This window comes from Kitasatospora sp. YST-16 (assembly GCF_026802215.1).
Lineage (GTDB): Bacteria > Actinomycetota > Actinomycetes > Streptomycetales > Streptomycetaceae > Kitasatospora > Kitasatospora cineracea.
This window is the reverse complement of sequence record NZ_CP113837.1, coordinates 2,998,226-3,016,806: the sequence shown is the minus strand read 5'-3', so window position 1 is coordinate 3,016,806 and position 18,581 is coordinate 2,998,226. Positions and strand designations below refer to the sequence as shown.

The window sequence follows — 18,581 nt, the reverse complement described above, 5'->3', positions numbered from 1 at the left end:
GCCCGTCAGCCCGCCGCGAGCAGTTCGCGCAGTTCGGCGACCACCTTGTGATCGGCGGTGCGGAACCGGGACAGCGTCGCCTCCCAGACGGCGCGGGCCTCGGCCGGGCGGCCGAGGTCGCGCAGGATCAGGCCGTGGGTGTGCTCGATCATTCCGGTGGAGACGTTGTTCTGCTGGGACGCGGTCCGTGCGAGCAGGTCTCGGATGATGGCGAGGGCTTCCTCCAGCCGTCCCAGACGGCGCAGCGCTTCGGCCCGGCCACGCCATCCTTCGGGGTTCGGGTCCTGGGCGGTGACGGACGCGTGGGTCTCGGTGGCCAGGACGAAGTGGCGCAGCGCTTCGGCGGGGTCGTCCAGTCGGAGGTGGGCGAAGCCGATGTTGGCGAGGCCGGTGTTGACCGCGAAGCCGAAGTCGCAGCGCTGTCCGATCTCGGCACTGCGCCGGTGGTGGGCGAGGGCGAGGTGCGGGTCCTCGGCCTCGACCAGGTTGCCGAGGGCGCTGAGCGCGATGGCCTCGCTGCGGAGGTCCTCGTCCTGGATGCTCCGGGCCAGGGACTCCTCTAGGCAGCGAGTCGCCTCCTCGGTGCGCCCGAGGCTGGTCAGTAGCATGCCCCGGTTGCCCTGCATCCGCCCGCGCTGGGGACCGTCGACCAGTGGGAGGCACTGGTCGAGGAGTTCGAGGGCGAGCAGGTTGCGGCCGGCGAGGTAGTGCGCGTGGGCCATGCCGTTGAGGGCGAACACCTGGGCGGTGCGGTTGCCGTCGCGCAGCGCCAGGTGGTGGACGAGTTCGTTCATCCGGAAGGACTCCGTGCGTTCGCAGATCCGCAGGTAGGGCATCAGCGCGCGGACCAGCGGTGAAACGTCGTCGGCGGTGGCCCAGGAGGTGTCGGCGAGCTGCTCGACCAAGGCCAGCAGGTTGTCGAACTCGGCGTCGCTCAAGGCCAGCGCCTCGTCCTCGTCCAACTGGTCGGCGGCTTCCACCGGGGGCAGTTGGCTATTCCGGTGGATGTCGGGGTCGAGGGCATGGGCCGTTCGGGAGGCGAGCGAGAAGTACCACTCCAGTGCGGCCCGGATGTGGGCCTCGGGGTCGGGAACCAGCTCGCGCGCGTAGTCGCGGACCAGGTCGTGCGGGGCGTACCGGTCGGGACGGGGTTCGTCGAGGAGGGCGACCTCGACGAGGCGGTCGAGGGCGGCGCCGGCCTGGGCGGGGGTGATCCGCAGGACGGCGGAGAGCAGCGGGGCGGAGTAGTCGGGCAGGTCGATCGCGCCGATCGCGGCGAGGGCGTCGGCGGCGCGCAGGTCCGGGCGGCGGGTGGAGGCGCGCAGCGAGTCGTGGGTCAGGGCGAGGGACTGGCGGATGCTCAGGTCGTCGAGTTCGAGTTCGTCGAGGCGGTCGGCGGGTTCCTCCAGCCGGCCGACCAGGCCGCGGACGGGGAGGGTGCGGCGGGCGGCGAGGCGGGCGCCGGCGATCCGCAGGGCGAGCGGCAGCCGGCCGCAGAGCCGGACCAGGCGGGCCAGGTCGGCCTGTTCGATGGCGACCACGGACCGGTCGGCGGTGGAGCGGCCCGCGGTGCGTTCGACCAGGGCGATGCTGTCGCGTTCGGAGAGGGCGTCGAGCCGCAGGTGCAGAGCGTGGTCCAGGGTGTGCATGGGGGTGCGGCCGGTGACCAGGACGGCGCAGCCGGGGGTGGCGGGCAGCAGCGGGCGGACCTGGGCGGGGTCGGCGGCGTCGTCGAGGACGAGCAGGGTGCGGGTGCCGGCCAGGGCGGTGCGCAACAGGGCGGCGGCGCCGCCGGCGTCCTCGGGGATCGCGCCGGGTGCGGTGCCGAGGCCGAGCAGCAGGGCGGTGAGCGCGGCGTGCGCGGTGAGCGGGGCCAGGCCGGGGGTGGCGCCGCGCAGGTTCAGGAACAGCTGCCCGTCGGGGAACTCGGCCCGCAGCCCGTCGGCGCACCGCACCGCCAGCGCGGACTTGCCGACGCCCGCCATGCCGCTGACCACGGCGACCGCCGTCCGGTCGGAGTCGGCGAGCAGGGCGCGGCGCAGTGCCTCCAGCTGCTCCTGCCGTCCGACGAAGTGGGCGGCGGGGGAAGGGAGTTGGGCGGGTCGAGGACGTTCCGCGGCCACCGACGCCGACGCCGACGCCAGCTCCGGCTCGGACACCGGCACCGGCTCGGACAGCAACTCCGGCACCGGCTCGGACAGCAACTCCGGTTCCGGCTCCGGCTGTTCGGCCAGCAGCCGCCGGTGCGCCTCCCGCACGGCGGGTCCGGGTTCGACGCCCAGTTCCTCGACCAGGGCGGTGCGCAGGCGCTGGTGCACGGCGAGGGCCCGGGCGCGGTCGCCGGTCGCCTGGAGGGCCCGGATCAGCTGGGCGTGGAAGGCTTCGCGGAGCGGGTGTTCGCCGACCAGCCGGGTGAGTTCGGGGATCAGGGCGTGCGGGCGGCCCAGGCGCAGTTCGGCGTCGAAGCGCCATTCCAGGGCCTGCAGCCGGCTCTCCCGCCACTGCTCGCACGCCGCGCCGTTCCCGGCCGCCTCCGGCAGGTCGGCGAGCGGTTCGCCGCGCCACAGGCCGAGCGCGGTGGCGGTCTCGGCCAGGACGGCGGGCAGGTCGCCGGCCTCGTGCGCGGCGTGGGCGCGCCGGACCGCCGCCTCGAACCGCCGGGTGTCGAGTTCCTCGTCCGCCACGACGAGCCGGTAGCCGGCGGGGGTGGCGCGCAGCCGGGTCCCGTCCTCGTCGGCGAGCGACTTGCGCAGCCGGGCGACCAGGTTGCGCAGCGAGGCTTCGGCGGTGGCGGGGGCGTGTTCGCCCCAGAGCGCGTCGACCAGGCGGTCGAGCGAGACGGGCCGGTCGGCGTTCAGCAGCAGGACGGCGAGCAGGGTGCGGGCCTTGGGTCCGCGGATCGGGCGCTCGGCCGTTCCGTCGTGGACCGTCAGAGTTCCGAGCAAGCCGAAGCGCACCGTGGTGCTCCCTGTCCGCGTGCGCCCCGTCCGACTCCCCGTCGGTGCACGTTAGACAGATGTTATCGGCCGATTATCGGCTCGATCCAGGCTTGTCCTGTCGCACCAAGGACCGCCCGCCGGAACCCGACCGCTTCCGGCCCCACGCCACGGCACGGAGAAGAGCATGCCCCGCACCCAGCGCACCGCCACCGCCCGCCGCCCCCGGCGGGACATCGCCTGGTCCTGACCCACCCCGGCCCCCGCCACGACCGGCAGGGGGCCGACCGGACCCGCGGCCGCCCGGACACCCGGCGGCCGCGCCCGCCGAACCCCGCACCGACGGCAGCCGCTCGCCGTCCCGGGGCCCGGCGCACGCACCGCACGGCGCCCGGGGGAGCGCCGCCGGTGCCGCGGATCCGGGGAGCGCGGTCGGCCCGCGGCAGACGCCGCGGGCGGGGGAACCCGCGCACCCCCGGATGCCGCCACCGACCCGGGGCGGCCCCACCCGCCGAACGGCTACTCCGAGGCGTGGTCCGACGCGTGGTCCGGCGCCGCCACCCGGTGCACGAACGTCGCCGTCAGGAACGCCACCACCGCCGAGACGATCAGCAGCGGCATCGAGTCCGCCGCCTGGTCCCCCAGCAGCGCCGCCGCCAGCACCGTACTGGTCACCGGCAGCCGGGTGACCGCCGCGCTGCTCGCCGCCAGCCCGACCGCCAGCCCCGCCTCGACGCCCAGGCCCGGCAGCCCGCCCGCCGCCACCCCGAGCGCCGAGCCCAGCAGCACGGCCGGGAAGATCGGCCCGCCGCGCAGCGACCCGAGCGCCACGCCCCAGCCCAGCCCCTTGAACAGCACCAGCGCCAGCAGCGCCCCGACCGACCAGCCGCGCGGGTCCGCCGCCAGCTGCCCCAGCGCGGCCTGCCCCGACAGCGCGGCCTCCTCGGGCGAGCGCCCCGTCACCAGCGCGTACCCGGCGATGCACGCGCCCACCAGCACCGCGCACAGCACGGTGCGGGCCGCCGTCCGGTGCGCGGTGAACGCCGCGAAGCGGTGCCCCAGCGTCTGCCCCGCGACCAGCACCAGCGCGATCACCACCGCCAGCGGCACCCCCCACAGGAAGTCCCCGGCGTCCGGCAGTTGCGCCTTCGGCACGGACGGCAGGCTCAGCGCGCCGATCGACAGGCCGGTCCAGTGCCCGAAGCCGGTGAACACCAGCGCGCCCACCCCCGAGGCCAGCAGGCACGGCAGCAGCAGCATGGTCAGCTGCGCCCCGCCCAGGCCCGCGGCCTCGATCATCATCACCGCCGCGACCAGCGGGCTCCCGAAGATGGTGGCGATCGCCGCCGTCGACCCGGCCGCCCCCAGCATCGGCCCGACCATCGGACCGGCCGCCCGCTTCGCCGCGCTCACCGTCATCAGCGCCAGCCCGCTGCCCAGCGCCATCAGCGGCGCCTCCGGGCCGAGCACCGCGCCCAGCGGCAGCACGGCCAGCGCCGCCAGCACCACCGAGGGCACCTCCACCGGCAGCGTCGGCGGCCCGCCCAGCCCCAGCACCGGCGTGTGCCCGCCCCGGCCCGGCATCCGGGTCACGATCGGCGCCAGCAGCAGCCCGGCCAGCGCCAGCGCGGGCAGCGGCCACCACCAGGGCGGCTGCCCGTAGCCCAGGGCCTCGGGCAGCGACCCCCACACCCAGTGCTGCAGTTCGTGCTCCAGCCCGACGAAGCCGAACGCGGCCAGCGAGACCGGCACCCCGACCAGCGCCGACACCAGCAGCAGCCGCCCGTACCCGGGGCTGCGGAGCAGCTCGCGCAGGCTGGGCGGCGAGGACGTGTCGACGACCGGTGCTGCCGGCATCTGCGCTCCTGTCTCCGACGGCGGACACACGTCCTCCGACCGTCCGGCGCCCGACCGCCCCCCGGCCAGCGGGGTGGACCGAACGGGCGAGGACCGCTCCCGCCGCCGTACGGTGGACGGAAGGACCGACCGAGGAGGACGCGATGCCCGGTTCCATGACCATCGGCCACACCGACACCCTCGTGATGCTCAGCCACGACGACGCCGAACACCTGGCGTCGGTGCTCGCGGGCCTGTCCGCGCTCGCCGCCGGCGGGCACCTCTCCAGCGAACAGCTCGCCGCCCTCGGCGCGGGCGGCACCCCCGACCGGGCCGCCCTCGCCACCTGGTCCCGCACCCTGGCCGGCTACCTCCGCGACCACCTCTAGGGCCCGTCTTCGAGCCCCCGCCCGCCCCCTACAGTGGGGGGATGGAGCTCTCCTGGGTGACCGTCCCGACCCCGCTGCCGAGCGGGCCGATGCGGTTCGGGGTGACGGACCGGGGGGTGGCCGCCGCCGGCTACGTCTGCGACGGGCCGGTCCCGGAGTGCACCGACGCGCGCAAGGCCGACCTGGTGCGGGCCCGGGTCGGCGAGTACTTCGCCGGTGGGCGGCGGGAGTTGGAGCTGCCGATCGACTGGCGGCTGGCCTCCGGACCCCACCTGGCGGTGCTGCGCCGCCTGTGGGCGGACGTCGGCTGGGGGAGCACCATCACCTACGGCGAACTCGCCGCCCGCAGCGGGGTGTTCACCGAACCGTCCGAGCCGGGGGTACCGGCCCGGACGGTCGGGCAGATGATGGGGGCGAACCCGCTGCCCCTGCTGGTGCCCTGCCACCGGGTGGTGGCCGCGGACGGCCTGGGCGGCTTCGGCGGGGCCTGGCACGGCGTGGAGACCAAGCGCTGGCTGCTCACCCTGGAAGGGGTGCTCCCGCCGACCCTGGACTGGTCCGGGCCGGAGCTCTAGGCCCGCACCGGGACCGGCACCGGCACTGGCACCGGCACCAGCCCCGCCGCGGCGCCTTCGTCGATCCGCTCCAGCGCGGGCGCCGCCGCCTGCCGGGGCAGCACCGCCTGGACGGTGGAGACCAGGGTGTACTCGCCGAGCGTCAGTTCCGTCGCGGCCGGGAGCGCGGGCCGGTGGCCGAGGGCGAGTTCGAGGGCCGCGGCGGGCAGGTTGAGCCCGCACAGCCGGAGTTGGTGCAGGCCGCCGGACGGGCGGGTGTTGATGTCGAGGACCACCGCGCGGCCGGTGCCCCGCTCGTGCCGGAACTGCACGTTCGACAGGTGGCCGACGCCGAACTCCTCGACCAGGCGGCGGGCCGGCTCCAGGTAGGCCGGGTCGAGGGTGAAGCCGCGGCGGCGGCCCCGCTTGGTGCGGCCGACCGCGGCCAGCACCCGGCCGTCCGGTTCGGCCAGGCAGTCGACGGACACCTCGGGGCCGTCCAGGTAGGGCATCACCAGCAGTTCGGCGGGGGCCGCGGACTGCTCCAACGCGCCCAGCACCTGGTCGAGTTGGACCCGGGTGTCGACGTACCCGGCGAGCCGGCGGAGGCTGAACGGCTCGCGGGTCAGGACGCGGAAGCCCTCGCCGCCCGCGCCGGTGGCCGGCTTCAGGCAGGCGGTCATCCCGGTGGCCTCGATCTCCTCGACGGCGGCGAGCAGTTCGGCGGCGGTGTCGGCCTGCCGCCACAGCGGGGTGGGCAGCCCGGCCGTGTCCAGCGCCCGGTAGCCGTCGGCCTTGCTGGCGAACAGCGAGATCGCCGCGGCGGGCGGGCAGACCAGGGCGGTGCCCAGGGCCTCGAAGTCGCGCCGGCGCAGCGAGATCGCCAGCTGGTGCAGCCGCGGCAGGAACACGTCCACGTCGTGCCGGGCGCAGAACTCCAGCGCGAACTCCACGTACCCCTCGGCGCTCAGCCCGTCGGGTTCCAGGGCGCCCAGGTCGGCGGCGGCGAGCACGGGGGAGTCGGGGTCGACGTGGGTGGCCAGGACGTGCACCGGGCGCGGCGCGGCCCGCAGCAGGTCGACGAAGAAGACGTTCTCGGCGTAGGTGCGGTTCAGCCAGACGCGGACGGGCGCGGTCACGAGGGTCTCCCTGGAGAAGGGCGTGCCGATGGGAGGTCACCGACCGGTTCGCCTGCTCTGTGGCGGCGGTCACCACGCGGTGAGGGGGCCACCTTAGCGCTGTTCCGGGCGGATTCGAACACGGGGTTGGTGAGCAGCGCGGACGCCTGGAACGGGGGTGTTACGGGGGTGCTCCGGAGGCCCTCGGAGGGGTGTCCGGAGAGGTGCCCGGAGGGGCGTCGGGATCGAACGATGATCGATCCAGTGCACTGGTCGCACTATTGCGTCCACGCACCTGAATCACCCCCACGAGTGATTGCCGCCTCACCTGAACGGGCGTCAGCATGGGTGCCGCAACGTGCCGCCGAAACGATCTAGGGGCCCCTCGGAAATGACGACCGAAACCACCGCCGAAATCTCCCGGACGGGGCAGCGGAGCAGCCTCTCGGTGGCGGCCGCCAAGAACCTCGCGTCGACCACCAAGTCGGCCCCGCAGATGCAGGAGATCAGCAACCGCTGGCTGCTCCGCGCGCTGCCCTGGGTCGAGGTCTCCGGCGGCACCTACCGGGTCAACCGGCGGCTGTCGTACGCGGTCGGCCGCGGCCGGGTGGGCTTCGCGCAGACCGGCCGCGAGGTCACGGTCGTCCCGCCGACGCTGCGCGAGGTCCCGGTGCTGCGCGGCTTCGAGGACGACGCGCTGCTCGTCGAGCTGGCCGGCCGCTTCGTCCAGCGCGACTTCGCCGCGGGCGAGGTGCTGATCGAGCAGGGCGGCGAGATCGACGAGGTCTTCCTGATCGCGCACGGCAAGGTCGACAAGATCGGCACCGGCAAGTACGGCGACCCGACCGTGCTGGGCACCTTCGCGGACGGCGACCACATCGGCGACGAGGCGCTCACCGTCGCCGACCGCCGCTGGCCCTACAGCGTCAAGGCCGCCACCGCGGGCACCGTGATGGTGCTGGCCTGGCCCGCCTTCCAGGAGCTGGCCGACCGCTCCGAGGCGCTGCGCGACCAGATCCTCGCCTTCATCGCCGACTCGCAGCTCCCGCAGACCCACAAGGGCGAGGCGGCGATCGGCATGTCGGCCGGCCACGAGGGCGAGTTCGACCTGCCCACCGCCTTCGTCGACTACGAACTCAAGCCGCGCGAGTACGAGTTGAGCGTCGCCCAGACGGTGCTGCGGGTGCACAGCCGGGTCGCCGACCTCTACAACAAGCCGATGGACCAGACCGAGCACCAGCTCCGGCTGACCGTCGAGGCGCTGCGCGAGCGCCAGGAGCACGAGCTGGTCAACAACCCGGAGTTCGGCCTGCTGGCGAACGCCGAGTACGGCCAGCGGATCCAGACCCACTCCGGCCCGCCCACCCCGGACGACATGGACGAGCTGCTCTGCCGCCGCCGCAGCACCAGGTTCTACCTGGCCCACCCGAAGGCGATCGCCGCCTTCGGCCGGGAGTGCAACAGCCGCGGGCTGTACCCGGAGTCGATCCGGTTCGAGGGCAGGACGGTGCCGACCTGGCGCGGCGTCCCGATCCTCACCTGCAACAAGATCCCGGTGGTCAACGGCACCACCTCGATCCTGGCGATGCGCGTCGGCGAGGACAACCAGGGCGTGATCGGCCTGCGCCCCGGCGCGCTGCCGGACCAGGTCGAGCCGGGCCTGAACGTCCGCTTCATGGGCATCGACGAGAAGGCGGTCATCTCCTACCTGGTCAGCGCCTACTACTCGGCCGCGATCCTCGTTCCCGACGCGATCGGCGTCCTGGAGAACGTGAACGTCGACCACCGGCAGCACTGACCACCGGGCGGGCCCACCGTCCTGGGCCCGCCCGTCCCACCGCCTGACGCGCCGTCAGCGCGCATTCCTGCCGCCCCGCCGCCCGGGGCCGGCCGAGGGGGAGGACTCACCATGGCCATCACCGTGCCCGAACGCGAACAGCACGGCACCGCCGCCGCCGAGGGCGGCCGCGACACCGCCGAGGCGATGGCCCTGCTCGGCCGGGCCCGCACCGTCGTCGACCCCGCGCTGCGCGCCGCCGTCGACACCCTCCCGGACTCCATGCGGCTGGTCTCCGGCTACCACCTGGGCTGGCTGGAGGCCGACGGCGGCCCCAGCACGGTCGGCGCCGGCAAGGCGATCCGCCCGGCGCTGGTGCTGGCCGCGACCACCGCCGTCGGCGGCCGCCCGCAGGACGCGGTGCGGGCCGCGGCCGCCGTCGAGCTGGTGCACAACTTCACCCTGCTGCACGACGACGTCCTCGACCGCGACCACACCCGCCGCCACCGCCCCACCGCCTGGCGGGTGTTCGGCACCACCGGCGCGATCCTGGCCGGCGACGCCATGCACTCCCTGGCCCTGCGGGTGCTCGCCGAGGACCCGCACCCGGCCGCCGCCGCCTCGGTCCGCCGGCTCGCCGACTGCGTGGTCGAGCTGTGCGCCGGCCAGCAGGCCGACTGCTCCTTCGAGCAGCGCGCCGACGTCACGCTCGCCGAGTGCCTCACCATGGCCGAGGGCAAGACCGGCGCCCTGCTCGGCTGCGCGTGCGCGCTCGGCGCGCTGTACGCGGGGGCGGACGCCGAGGCCGCCGACGCGATGGACGCCTTCGGCCGGGAGATCGGCCTGGCCTTCCAGCTGATCGACGACCTGATCGGCATCTGGGGCGACCCGGCGGTCACCGGCAAGCCGGTGGGCGCCGACCTCGCGGCCCGCAAGAAGTCCCTCCCCGTGGTGCACGCGCTCTCCTCCGGCACCCCCGCGGGCGCGGAGCTCGCCGCCCTCTACGCCACCGGCCGCCCGCTCAGCCCCGCCGAGCTGGCCGCCGCCGCCGACGCGGTCGACCGGGCCGGCGGCCGCAACTGGGCGCAGACCGAGAGCTGCGACCGGATGGCCGCCGCCATCGCCCACCTGGCCGCGGCCGTCCCCGACCCGTCCCGCGCCGACGACCTGCTGGCCCTCGCCGAACTCGTCACCCGCCGCACCTACTGAGCCGGGGAGCGCACTGCCAGGGGCCCGGGGAACTGTCGGCAGACGAGCATGCACCACCAGGGGCCCGGGGAACGGCGGGTCCGTGCTGCTGGTGGCCGGAGCCCATCGGAGGTCGGGGCTGCTGCGTGTCTTGAACAGAACCAGAAGCAGATGCGCGCTCCGGCAGTGAACCGCCAGCAGACCGGGCCTCGCCGTTCCCCGAGCCCCTGACGGGTGCTCCCTGTATTCGCCTATCCGGTGATCTTCCGCTCCTTCGCCGGGTCGATCCCCAGCGGCGTGTCGAGCTGCCGGTAGGCGACCTCCGCGCGGCCGCCGGACTCCAGCCAGGCCCAGGTGTCGGTGACGGTCTCCAGCAGCGGGCGGATGCGCAGGCCGGCCGCGAGGGCGGTGGCCGGGTCGGCCCGCCAGGTGCCGTGCCAGCCCTCGGCGTCGGGCGCCCAGAGCGGGAGTTCGGTCCAGGGGGAGACCTCGGCGGCGAGCAGGTCGGCGTCCGGGGTCCAGACGAACTCGGCGTCGGAGCCGGTCGCGGCGCGGCAGGCTTCGAGGAGCTCGCCGGTGGTCGTGGAGCCGATCGGCGCGGTGGTGACGTAGCGCCCCTCGGCCCGCCGTTCGGCGAGGTCGAGGCCGAACGCGGCGAAGTCGCGGGCGTCGATCAGGCTGAGCGGGCGGTCGGGGGCGCCGGGGGCGAGGACCCGGCCGCCGCGGGCGATCCGGTCGAGCCACCAGGGGAGCCGGCCGATCGGCTCGTGCGGGCCGATCAGCAGGCCGCAGTTGAGGATCGCGGCGGGCCCGTCGAAGTTGTCCCGCAGGGCGCGTTCGCAGCCGGCCTTGAGCGCGTTGGCGAACGGCTGGTCGGGCGGCAGGTCGCCGGGGCAGTCGAGGGTGGCGGAGCCGGCGTCGACGGGACGGGCGGGCCAGTCGGCGAAGGCGTGGACGGAGGAGACGAAGCCGTAGTGCCCGGCCCGGTCGCCGAGCAGCCGGGCGGTGGCGGCGACGTCGTGGGGCTGCTGGCCGGAGGTGTCGACGACGGCGTCCCACCGGCGGCCGTCGACCAGCCGCCGCAGCGCGTCCGGGTCGGCGCGGTCGCCGTGGACGGCCTCGACGCCGGGCGGGTCGGCCCGGCTGAGGCCGCGGTTGAAGGTGGTGACGCGGTGGCCGCGGGCGAGGGCCTCGGTGGCGTAGGCGAGGCCGAGGAACTTGGAGCCGCCGAGCAGAAGGATGTCCATGCCTCCGAGGCTCTCCGAGCCGGGGCCGGTCCATGCGCCGCGTTCACCGGGAGCGGAGCCGTTTCGCCCGGAGCAGACGGCCCGCCCGGGGCCGCACCCGCCTGACGGCCCGTCGGCCGCCCACCGGATGTCCGGAGTGCCGACCGCGGGGGGAGCACATACCATCCCCGTGTACCGGTATGTCTGAATGTTCCCTTTTGGCGGGGAGGAGGGCGGGTGTCATGGGGAACCCGGCGCGCCCGCGTCCCGAAGCCCGAGCCGCCGGACGGCAGCCGGCCGCTGCCCGCCCGGGCCCCCGATGAACCCACCGATCAGACAAGGACGTTCGCATGGCTGACGCCACGCCCGAGATGCTGGCCGCCGAGGCCTTCGTGTACGGCTCCCCGCTGGTGGCCAACCTGACCATGGTGGACACCATCGTCCGCCGGGGGCTGAGTTCGATCGGTCCGACCGCCTGGAACACCTTCGGCCACGCCACCGAACTGGCCGACCCCGCCTCGCACTTCGTCTCGGTGAACAACGACACCGTGTACTCGGTGGCCCCGCTGGACCTCTCGGCCGGCCCGCTGCTGCTGCACGTCCCGGACACCGGCGGCGCCTACGACGTGCTGCAGTTCATCGACGCCTGGACGAACAACTTCGCCTACGCGGGCCGCCGTTCGTCCGGCACCGCCGAGCAGACCTGGCTGGTCGCCCCGCCCGGCTGGCGGGGCAGCGCCCCGGAGGGTGTGCCGGTGATCACCGCGCCGACGGCGGTGGCGGCGATCGCGGTGCGCAACTACTGCGCGGGCCCGGACGACCTTGCGCGGGTCCGGGTGCTGCAGCAGCAGCTGACGCTGACCCCGTTCGAGGACGGCGGCACGGCGGCCGGACCGCCCGAGCCGGCCGCGGACGTCCCGGCGGAGCTGCTGTTCCTGGAGCAGCTGCGGCTGTGGATGGCGGCCTTCCCGCCCGCCGACGCCGACGTCGCCTTCCAGCAGCGCTTCGCCCCGATCGGGCTGCTCGACCGGGGCCGCTCGCCCTACCTGGACGGCCCGGCCGAGTGGACGGCGGCGCTCGCCAAGGGCCTGGCGGCGGGCCGGGAGCGGGTGGAGGCGGCGACCGTCGGCGCCGGCGACCCGACCGGCGAGTGGGCCGCCAACCTGCACCTGTTCGACTACAACCTGGACCACCTCGGCCCCGGCACCCGCGACGAGCCGCAGTGGAAGATCGCCGACCGCCGCGCCGCCTACCTGACCCGCGCGGTCGCGGCCCGGGCCGGCCTGTGGGGCAACCACGCCTACGAGGCCGCGTACGCCACCACCTACAACGACGCGGACGGCGTCCCGCTGACCGGCGCGCACGCGTACACGCTGCGCTTCGAGCAGACCCCGCCGGTGGGCGCGTTCTGGTCGGTGACGATGTACGGCACCCCGGAGTACCTGCTGGTCCCCAACGAGATCGACCGGTACTCGATCGGCGACCGCACGCCCGGCCTGGTGTACGGCGAGGACGGCTCGCTGACCCTCCACCTCCAGCACGAACGCCCCACCGACGCCGACGAGTTGGCGAACTGGCTGCCCGCGCCCGAGGGCGGCTTCCGGCCGATGGTGCGGATGTACCAGCCGCAGGACGCGGTGCTCGACGGCAGCTACCGGCTGCCCGCGATCCGGCTGCGCTGACCGGGAGGGGACGGAGATGGGCGACGCGATCGGGCAGATGCTGGCCTCGGCGGTCGGCATCGCGATCAGCCCACTGCCGCTGATCGCGGTGATCCTGATGCTGGCCACCCCGCGCGGCCGGTCCAACGGCATCGCGTTCACGGCCGGCTGGGTGGTGGCGCTCGGCGCGGTCACCACGGTGGTGGTGTTGGCCGGTTCGGGCATCGACACCGCCGCCGGGACGCCCGACTGGTCGTACTGGGTGAAGCTCGGGCTGGGCGTGCTGTTCCTGCTGCTGGCGGCCAAGCAGTGGCAGGGCCGGCCCCGGGCGGGGAAGGTCGCCGAACCGCCGGGCTGGATGCGGGCCGTCGACCGGTTCACCCCGGCGAAGTCGGCGGGCCTGGCGGCGGTGCTGGCCGCCGCCAACCCGAAGAACCTGGTGCTGGCGGTCGGCGGCGCGGTCTCCATCGCCACCAGCGGCGCGAGCGGCGGCGGCAAGGCGGTGGCCGGGGCGCTGCTGGTGCTGATCGGCTCGCTGTGCACGCTGCTGCCGCTGGGCGTCTACCTGCTCGGCGGGACGCGGGCGACCGAGGTGCTGGGCGGCTGGAAGGCGTGGATGTCCGCGCACAACTCGGCGATCATGCTGGTGCTGCTGCTGGTCCTGGGCACCAAGTACATCGGTGACGCCGTGGCGGGCCTGACCTGATGCGCCGTCCGTCACCGCGATCGCTGCGTTCGCCGGGACGGCCGAAGCCGAGTGACGTCACCTCCGGCCTGGTCACCGGCCTGTTCTCGATCCCGGAGGGCATGGCGTACGCGTCGATCGCCGGGTTCAACCCGGTCGCGGGCCTGTTCTCCGGCGTCGTCCCGGCGATCGTCGGCTCGCTGGCCGCCCGCACCGTGCTGATGGTCACCACGCTGACCAGCGCCATCGCGCTGACCTCGCAGAGCGTGCTGGCCGACGCCGGGCTCGACCCGAAGGACGCCGGGAACGTGGCGGTGCTCGGCGTGCTGTCCGGCGCGGTGATGCTGCTGATGGGCGTGCTGCGGCTGGGCGTGGTGCTCAGCTTCGTCTCCAACGCGGTGATGGTCGGCTTCTCCACCGGCATCGCGCTGCAGATCGTGGTCGGCGTCCTCAAGGACGCCACCGGCTACCAGCCGCAGGGCCACAACAAGCTGGTGCAGCTCGGCGACTGGCTGGCGCACCCCGGCTCCTGGGAGCTCGCCGCGACCCTGACGGCGGCGGCCACCGTCGCGGTGTGGGCGCTGGCGCACGCGGTGAAGCGGCTGCGGACGGTGGCGCTGCTGGTGGCGATGGTACTGGTCAGCGCGGGCGTGGCGGTGCTCGGCACCGACGTCGAACTGGTCGGCTCCATCGCCGACGTCCCCGCCGCGCTGCCGCACTTCACCGCCCCCGACTGGTCGGCGACCGGGCACCTGCTCGGCGGGGCGCTGTCGATCGCCCTGGTGGCGCTCGCCCAGGCCGCCGGGATCAGCCCCTCGGTGCCCAACCCGGACGGCTCGAAGCCCGGCGTCAACGGCGACTTCACCGCGCAGGGCCTGGCCAACGCCGTCGGCGCGCTGTTCCAGTCGCTGCCGGTCGGCGGCTCGCTCTCGCGCACCGGCGTCGCGGTCTCCGCCGGGGCCCGCACCCGCTGGGCGGGCGTGTTCTCCGGCGTCTGGCTGGCGCTGATCGTGCTGGCGCTGGCCCCGCTGGCCGAGCACATCCCGATGCCGGTGATCGGCGGGCTGATCATCGTGGTCGGCGGCGAGCTGATCGTCGGCAAGGTCCCCGACATCGGGCTGGTGCTGCGCACCTCGAAGCTGTCCGCCGCCGCGATGGCGGTCACCTTCCTGGGCACCACCCAGCTGCCGCTGCAGCAGGCGATCATCCTCGGCGCGGTGCTCTCGCTGCTGCTCTACTGCGTGCAGGCGTCCCGGCAGGCGAAGCTCGCCGCGCTCGACCGCACCCCGGACGGGCGCTGGGAACTCGCCGGCGTCCCGGCCGAGCTGCCCGCCGGCCGGGCCACCGTGCTCGCCTACAGCGGGGTCAGCCTGTTCGCCGAACTCCCGCTGATCGACGCCGACTGGCCCCGCGCCCCCGACGGGCCCGCCGTGCTGGTGCTGGTGGTGCGCACCGTCCCCGACGTGCCCTCGTCCAGCATGGTCAAGCTGCTGCGGCGCAAGCAGGACGAGCTGGGCGCCCGCGGCGGACGGCTGATCGTCGCCGGGGCGCAGCCCTCCTTCGTCCGGCTCGCCGGACACACCGGGCTGGCCGGGGCGCTCGGCCCGGACGGAGTCGTTCCCGCCGACCCCGTCCTGGACGCCGCACTGGAGGAGGCGGTGGCCCGCGGTGAGCGCTGGCTGACGGGCCGGCGCACCGCGGCGGACTGACGCCCCGTCAGGGCGAGGGCGACCCGGACGGCGCGGCGGACCCGGACCCGGACGGCGACGACGACGGGGACGCCGACGGGCCGGTGGAGGACGGGGGCGCGGACGGCGAGGGGGACGCCGGGGCGGAGGGCGACGGGGAGGCCGGGGAGGACGGCGAGGCGGACGCGGAGGCCGACGGGGCGGGGCTCGACGGGCTCGGCGAGCCGGACGGGTCGGCCGGGCCCGGGGAGCCGGGGCCGCCGGAGGGGCTCGCGGACGGCGACGGGCCGCCGGGGGTGGGCAGGCCGCGGTGGTCGGTGCCGCCCTCCAGGGTGACCACGGCGGTGGAGGGCGGCAGTGCCAGGTGCGCCGTCCAGCGGGACTGCGGGGCGCGCGACTCGTCGACCGTGACGGTCACGGTGATCCGCTGGCCGGGGGCCAGGGTGCCGGCGTCCCGGCTCAGCCGCAGCCAGTCCACGTCCAGCACGGCGTGCCAGGACAGCGGGCCGTCACCGGAGTTGGTCAGGGTCAGCACCGTGCGGTTGCCGTACTCGCCGGCCTCCACGGCCAGCCGGGCGGCGGTGGCGGACGGCGGCGGGGAGGGTTCGGCGGTCAGCGCGGGGCTGGAGAGCGGGGCGGCCCCGGGCGAGGGCACCGCGACCGCCGGACCCTGCACCACCGGCAGGGACGTTTCTGCGGCAATCGCGCCCGCCAGCTCCAGCGACCCGACCGAGGCGGTCGGCGGCAGCGCCGCCGCGATCGCGGTGGGCTCCGGCACCGGCACCCGGTGCCCGGGCCCGGCGGGGTCCACCCGGACCGAGGACACCGCGGTGCGGTCCTCCCCGCCGTCCCGGTGCGCGCTCCACAGCGCCACCACCGGCGCGGCCAGCACCGCCGCCAGCACGCCCGTGGTGACCACCCGCTGGCGCACCGCCGCGCCGCGTGCCGCCGAGGGCATCCGGTGCCGGGGGAAGCCGCGCTGGTCGAACCGGGGCTCCGCCGGGCCCTGCGCGGCCCGCCGGCCCGCCGCCGCACCGGCCAGGAAGGCCGTCCCGCCGACCGGCGCGGACGCCGGGCGCAGCGGGCCGGGCGCGGCCAGCAGCGGCAGCCCCGGCAGTCCGGCCAGGCCGTGCCCGAGCTGCCCGGCGACCCGCTCGGCGGTGCCCCGGCAGGTCGGGCACTCCACCAGGTGCGTCACCAGCTCCCGGCGCAGCGCCGGGCCGAGCACCCAGCCCCGCCAGGACTCCGCGCCGACGCCGCCGAGCTGGGCCAGCTCCGGGCAGGAGCCGACGCCGAGCACCAGCAGCGCCGTCCTGGTCCGGCCGACCTCGGCGCCCGCCGCGTCCAGCAGCGCCGCCGCGGCCTCGGGGCTCAGGCCGAGCACCGCCGCGACCTCGGCGCCGTCCAGCCGGTGCCGCACCGCCAGCTCCAGCGCCTCGCGCTGCTCCGGGTCGGTGCCGGCCGCCTCCGGCCAGGCCAGCGAGGCGAGTTCGCGGCGCCGCTCGCGCCCGGGCGGCCCGCTCGGGACGGGGCCGCCCTCGTCGGCGGTCCCGTCGAGCCGGGCCAGGCAGCGGTGCCGGGCCAGCGCGTACAGCCAGGCGCGCAGCAGCGCCGGGTCGTCGATCCGGCCGCCGTGGCGCCGGGCCAGGTCGCGGACCTCCAGGACGGCCGCGCCGGCGGCTTCGTGCTCGCAGAGCACGGACAGGCAGTAGGTGAACAGCCCGTCGACGCACGCGCCGTAGGCCCGCAGGGCCGGGGACGGGTCGACGGGGTGGGGCTGGCCGGTGGTCACGGTTCGACGGTAGGCAGCCGAAACCCGCCGCCCGGGGGGTTTCGGCCGTTTGTCCTTCTTTCGGGTAACAGGACCGATTCCTTGTTCGTTTGGTTGACGCCGTCCGGGTGACGTCCGGGCGGTGTCGGTGCCAGGCGCTACCGTGGCCCGCATGGCTGCCCGTACCAAGACCACCGCGAAGCCGCGCCCCTCGTACCGCTGCACCGAGTGCGGCGCCCAACTGCTGAAGTGGGTCGGGCGCTGCTCCGAGTGCAACGCCTGGGGCACGGTGGAGGAGTACGGCGCGGTGCCGATCCGGACGACGGCGGCCGGGCCGGTCTCTGCGCCCGCCAAGCCGATCGGGCAGGTGGACGGGCAGGTCGCCACCGCCCGCTCCACCGGTGTCCCGGAGCTGGACCGGGTGCTCGGCGGCGGCCTGGTGCCGGGCGCCGTGGTGCTGCTGGCGGGCGAGCCCGGCGTCGGCAAGTCGACGCTGCTGCTGGACGTGGCGGCGAAGGCCGCCAGCGACCGGCACCGCACGCTGTACGTCACCGGCGAGGAGTCGGCCGGCCAGGTCCGGCTGCGCGCGGACCGGATCAACGCGCTCTCCGACCACCTCTACCTGGCCGCCGAGCAGGACCTGGGCGCGGTGCTCGGCCACATCGACGCGGTCAACCCCTCGCTGCTGATCCTCGACTCGGTGCAGACCATCGCCTCCGCCGAGCTGGACGGCGCCCCCGGCGGCCCGGCGCAGGTCCGCGAGGTGGCGGGCGCGCTGATCCGGGCGTCCAAGGAGCGCGGCATGGCCACCCTGCTGGTCGGCCACGTCACCAAGGACGGCCAGATCGCCGGCCCCCGCCTGCTGGAGCACCTGGTGGACGTGGTGCTCTCCTTCGAGGGCGACCGGCACGCCCGGCTGCGGCTGATCCGCGGCGTCAAGAACCGCTACGGGGCGACCGACGAGGTCGGCTGCTTCGAGCTGCACGACGAGGGCATCGTCGGCCTGGCCGACCCGTCCGGCCTGTTCCTGACCCGCCGCGACAAGCCCGTCCCGGGCACCTGCCTGACGGTGACGCTGGAGGGCAAGCGCCCGCTGGTGGCCGAGGTGCAGGCGCTGATGGTGGACTCGCAGATCCCCTCGCCGCGGCGCACCACCTCGGGCCTGGAGTCGCCGCGGATCGCCATGATCCTGGCGGTGGTCGAGCGGCACGGCGGCGTGAAGCTCGGCAAGCAGGACATCTACACCGCCACGGTCGGCGGCGTGAAGCTCACCGAGCCCTCGGCGGACCTGGCGATCGCCCTGGCGGTGGCCTCCTCCTCGACCGACACGCCGCTGCCCAGCAACCTGGTGGCGATCGGCGAGGTCGGTCTGGCGGGCGAGGTGCGGCGGGTGACGGGCGTGCAGCGCCGGCTCGCCGAGGCGCACCGGCTCGGCTTCACGCACGCCCTGGTCCCGCCGGACCCGGGCAAGGTCCCGCGCGGCATGCAGGTGGTGGAGGTCTCCGACATCGGCGAGGCGCTGCGGGCGATCCCGGGCCGCCGCCCCCGCTCGAAGCCCCGTCAGGAGGCCGTGACGCCCGCCCAGCAGGGCGCCCAGGCGCTCGCCCGGGCCCGCGCCCAGGCCCCCGTCGCGGCCCACCCGGAGGAGCTGATGGCGGGCTGGGAGCCGGTCGACTCGGACGAACTGGGCTGACCCACGCCCCGCCGCGGCCGTACGCAGTTAGACTTCACCTGCTCATCGGCATCATTCGC

At 75.5% G+C, this 18,581-nt stretch carries 13 protein-coding genes; 8 read left to right on the top strand and 5 right to left on the bottom strand.

Features of this window, described 5'->3' with window-relative positions:
• Positions 1 to 5: 5 nt before the first annotated feature.
• Both OU787_RS13675 and OU787_RS13670 read right to left on the bottom strand, forming a co-directional pair.
• Entirely contained in the window at positions 6 to 2,945 is a 2,940-nt protein-coding gene (locus OU787_RS13675; protein WP_232794804.1) for an AfsR/SARP family transcriptional regulator, read from the bottom strand.
• A 510-nt stretch (positions 2,946 to 3,455) separates the two neighbouring features.
• The gene (locus OU787_RS13670; protein ID WP_268659477.1) at positions 3,456 to 4,793 is read right to left on the bottom strand and encodes a chloride channel protein; all 1,338 of its coding nucleotides are present in this window, start codon (positions 4,791 to 4,793) and stop codon (positions 3,456 to 3,458) included.
• 143 nt (positions 4,794 to 4,936) lie between these two features.
• Here OU787_RS13670 and OU787_RS13665 point away from each other — a divergent pair, with 143 nt between their 5' ends.
• Together OU787_RS13665 and OU787_RS13660 are read left to right on the top strand one after the other, a co-directional pair.
• Complete coding sequence (locus OU787_RS13665) at positions 4,937 to 5,161, top strand: hypothetical protein (protein ID WP_268659476.1); 225 nt, start codon at positions 4,937 to 4,939, stop codon at positions 5,159 to 5,161.
• 41 nt (positions 5,162 to 5,202) lie between these two features.
• On the top strand, positions 5,203 to 5,736 hold the full coding sequence (locus tag OU787_RS13660; RefSeq protein ID WP_030457921.1) for a methylated-DNA--[protein]-cysteine S-methyltransferase: 534 nt from the start codon (positions 5,203 to 5,205) through the stop codon (positions 5,734 to 5,736).
• On the opposite strand, the gene OU787_RS13655 is transcribed toward OU787_RS13660, so the two are convergent.
• Positions 5,733 to 6,854 (bottom strand): ATP-grasp domain-containing protein, encoded by a 1,122-nt coding sequence (locus OU787_RS13655; protein ID WP_268659475.1) that lies wholly within the window; start codon positions 6,852 to 6,854, stop codon positions 5,733 to 5,735. The two genes, OU787_RS13660 and OU787_RS13655, sit on opposite strands and share 4 nt — an antisense overlap.
• Positions 6,855 to 7,224: 370 nt before the next feature.
• Here OU787_RS13655 and OU787_RS13650 point away from each other — a divergent pair, with 370 nt between their 5' ends.
• Positions 7,225 to 8,631, top strand: a complete 1,407-nt coding sequence (locus OU787_RS13650; RefSeq protein WP_268659474.1) for a family 2B encapsulin nanocompartment shell protein — start codon at positions 7,225 to 7,227, stop codon at positions 8,629 to 8,631.
• A 111-nt stretch (positions 8,632 to 8,742) separates the two neighbouring features.
• Entirely contained in the window at positions 8,743 to 9,819 is a 1,077-nt protein-coding gene (locus OU787_RS13645; RefSeq protein ID WP_442788463.1) for a family 2 encapsulin nanocompartment cargo protein polyprenyl transferase, read from the top strand.
• A 230-nt stretch (positions 9,820 to 10,049) separates the two neighbouring features.
• On the opposite strand, the gene OU787_RS13640 is transcribed toward OU787_RS13645, so the two are convergent.
• Positions 10,050 to 11,045, bottom strand: a complete 996-nt coding sequence (locus OU787_RS13640) for an NAD-dependent epimerase/dehydratase family protein (protein WP_268659473.1) — start codon at positions 11,043 to 11,045, stop codon at positions 10,050 to 10,052.
• A gap of 329 nt (positions 11,046 to 11,374) precedes the next feature.
• Here OU787_RS13640 and OU787_RS13635 point away from each other — a divergent pair, with 329 nt between their 5' ends.
• The 3 genes from OU787_RS13635 to OU787_RS13625 are packed head-to-tail and all read left to right on the top strand — an operon-like array spanning position 11,375 to position 15,079.
• A complete protein-coding gene (locus OU787_RS13635) occupies positions 11,375 to 12,706 on the top strand; it encodes a DUF1254 domain-containing protein (RefSeq protein ID WP_268659472.1) in 1,332 nt (443 codons plus the stop codon).
• A 16-nt stretch (positions 12,707 to 12,722) separates the two neighbouring features.
• Positions 12,723 to 13,391 (top strand): GAP family protein, encoded by a 669-nt coding sequence (locus tag OU787_RS13630; RefSeq protein ID WP_268659471.1) that lies wholly within the window; start codon positions 12,723 to 12,725, stop codon positions 13,389 to 13,391.
• Positions 13,391 to 15,079 carry a SulP family inorganic anion transporter gene (locus OU787_RS13625; protein ID WP_268659470.1) on the top strand — a complete coding sequence of 563 codons (1,689 nt, stop codon included), beginning with the start codon at positions 13,391 to 13,393 and terminating at the stop codon, positions 15,077 to 15,079. The genes OU787_RS13630 and OU787_RS13625 overlap by 1 nt, the downstream gene beginning before the upstream one ends.
• Before the next feature lie 7 nt (positions 15,080 to 15,086).
• Here the strand turns inward: OU787_RS13625 and OU787_RS13620 are convergent, their stop codons facing one another.
• Positions 15,087 to 16,850 carry a BACON domain-containing protein gene (locus tag OU787_RS13620; protein ID WP_268659469.1) on the bottom strand — a complete coding sequence of 588 codons (1,764 nt, stop codon included), beginning with the start codon at positions 16,848 to 16,850 and terminating at the stop codon, positions 15,087 to 15,089.
• 151 nt (positions 16,851 to 17,001) lie between these two features.
• On the opposite strand from OU787_RS13620, the gene radA reads away from it, so the two are divergent.
• The gene (gene radA / locus OU787_RS13615) at positions 17,002 to 18,522 is read left to right on the top strand and encodes a DNA repair protein RadA (RefSeq protein ID WP_268659468.1); all 1,521 of its coding nucleotides are present in this window, start codon (positions 17,002 to 17,004) and stop codon (positions 18,520 to 18,522) included.
• Positions 18,523 to 18,581: the final 59 nt, after the last annotated feature.

Coding starts and splice junctions, on each gene's coding strand:
- OU787_RS13630 (WP_268659471.1), top strand. CDS start 12,723: ATGGGCGACGCGATCGGGCAGATGCTGGCCTCGGCGGTCGGCATCGCG.
- OU787_RS13625 (WP_268659470.1), top strand. CDS start 13,391: ATGCGCCGTCCGTCACCGCGATCGCTGCGTTCGCCGGGACGGCCGAAG.
- OU787_RS13635 (WP_268659472.1), top strand. CDS start 11,375: ATGGCTGACGCCACGCCCGAGATGCTGGCCGCCGAGGCCTTCGTGTAC.
- OU787_RS13665 (WP_268659476.1), top strand. CDS start 4,937: ATGCCCGGTTCCATGACCATCGGCCACACCGACACCCTCGTGATGCTC.
- OU787_RS13660 (WP_030457921.1), top strand. CDS start 5,203: ATGGAGCTCTCCTGGGTGACCGTCCCGACCCCGCTGCCGAGCGGGCCG.
- OU787_RS13650 (WP_268659474.1), top strand. CDS start 7,225: ATGACGACCGAAACCACCGCCGAAATCTCCCGGACGGGGCAGCGGAGC.
- OU787_RS13645 (WP_442788463.1), top strand. CDS start 8,743: ATGGCCATCACCGTGCCCGAACGCGAACAGCACGGCACCGCCGCCGCC.
- radA (WP_268659468.1), top strand. CDS start 17,002: ATGGCTGCCCGTACCAAGACCACCGCGAAGCCGCGCCCCTCGTACCGC.
- OU787_RS13640 (WP_268659473.1), bottom strand. CDS start 11,045: ATGGACATCCTTCTGCTCGGCGGCTCCAAGTTCCTCGGCCTCGCCTAC.
- OU787_RS13670 (WP_268659477.1), bottom strand. CDS start 4,793: ATGCCGGCAGCACCGGTCGTCGACACGTCCTCGCCGCCCAGCCTGCGC.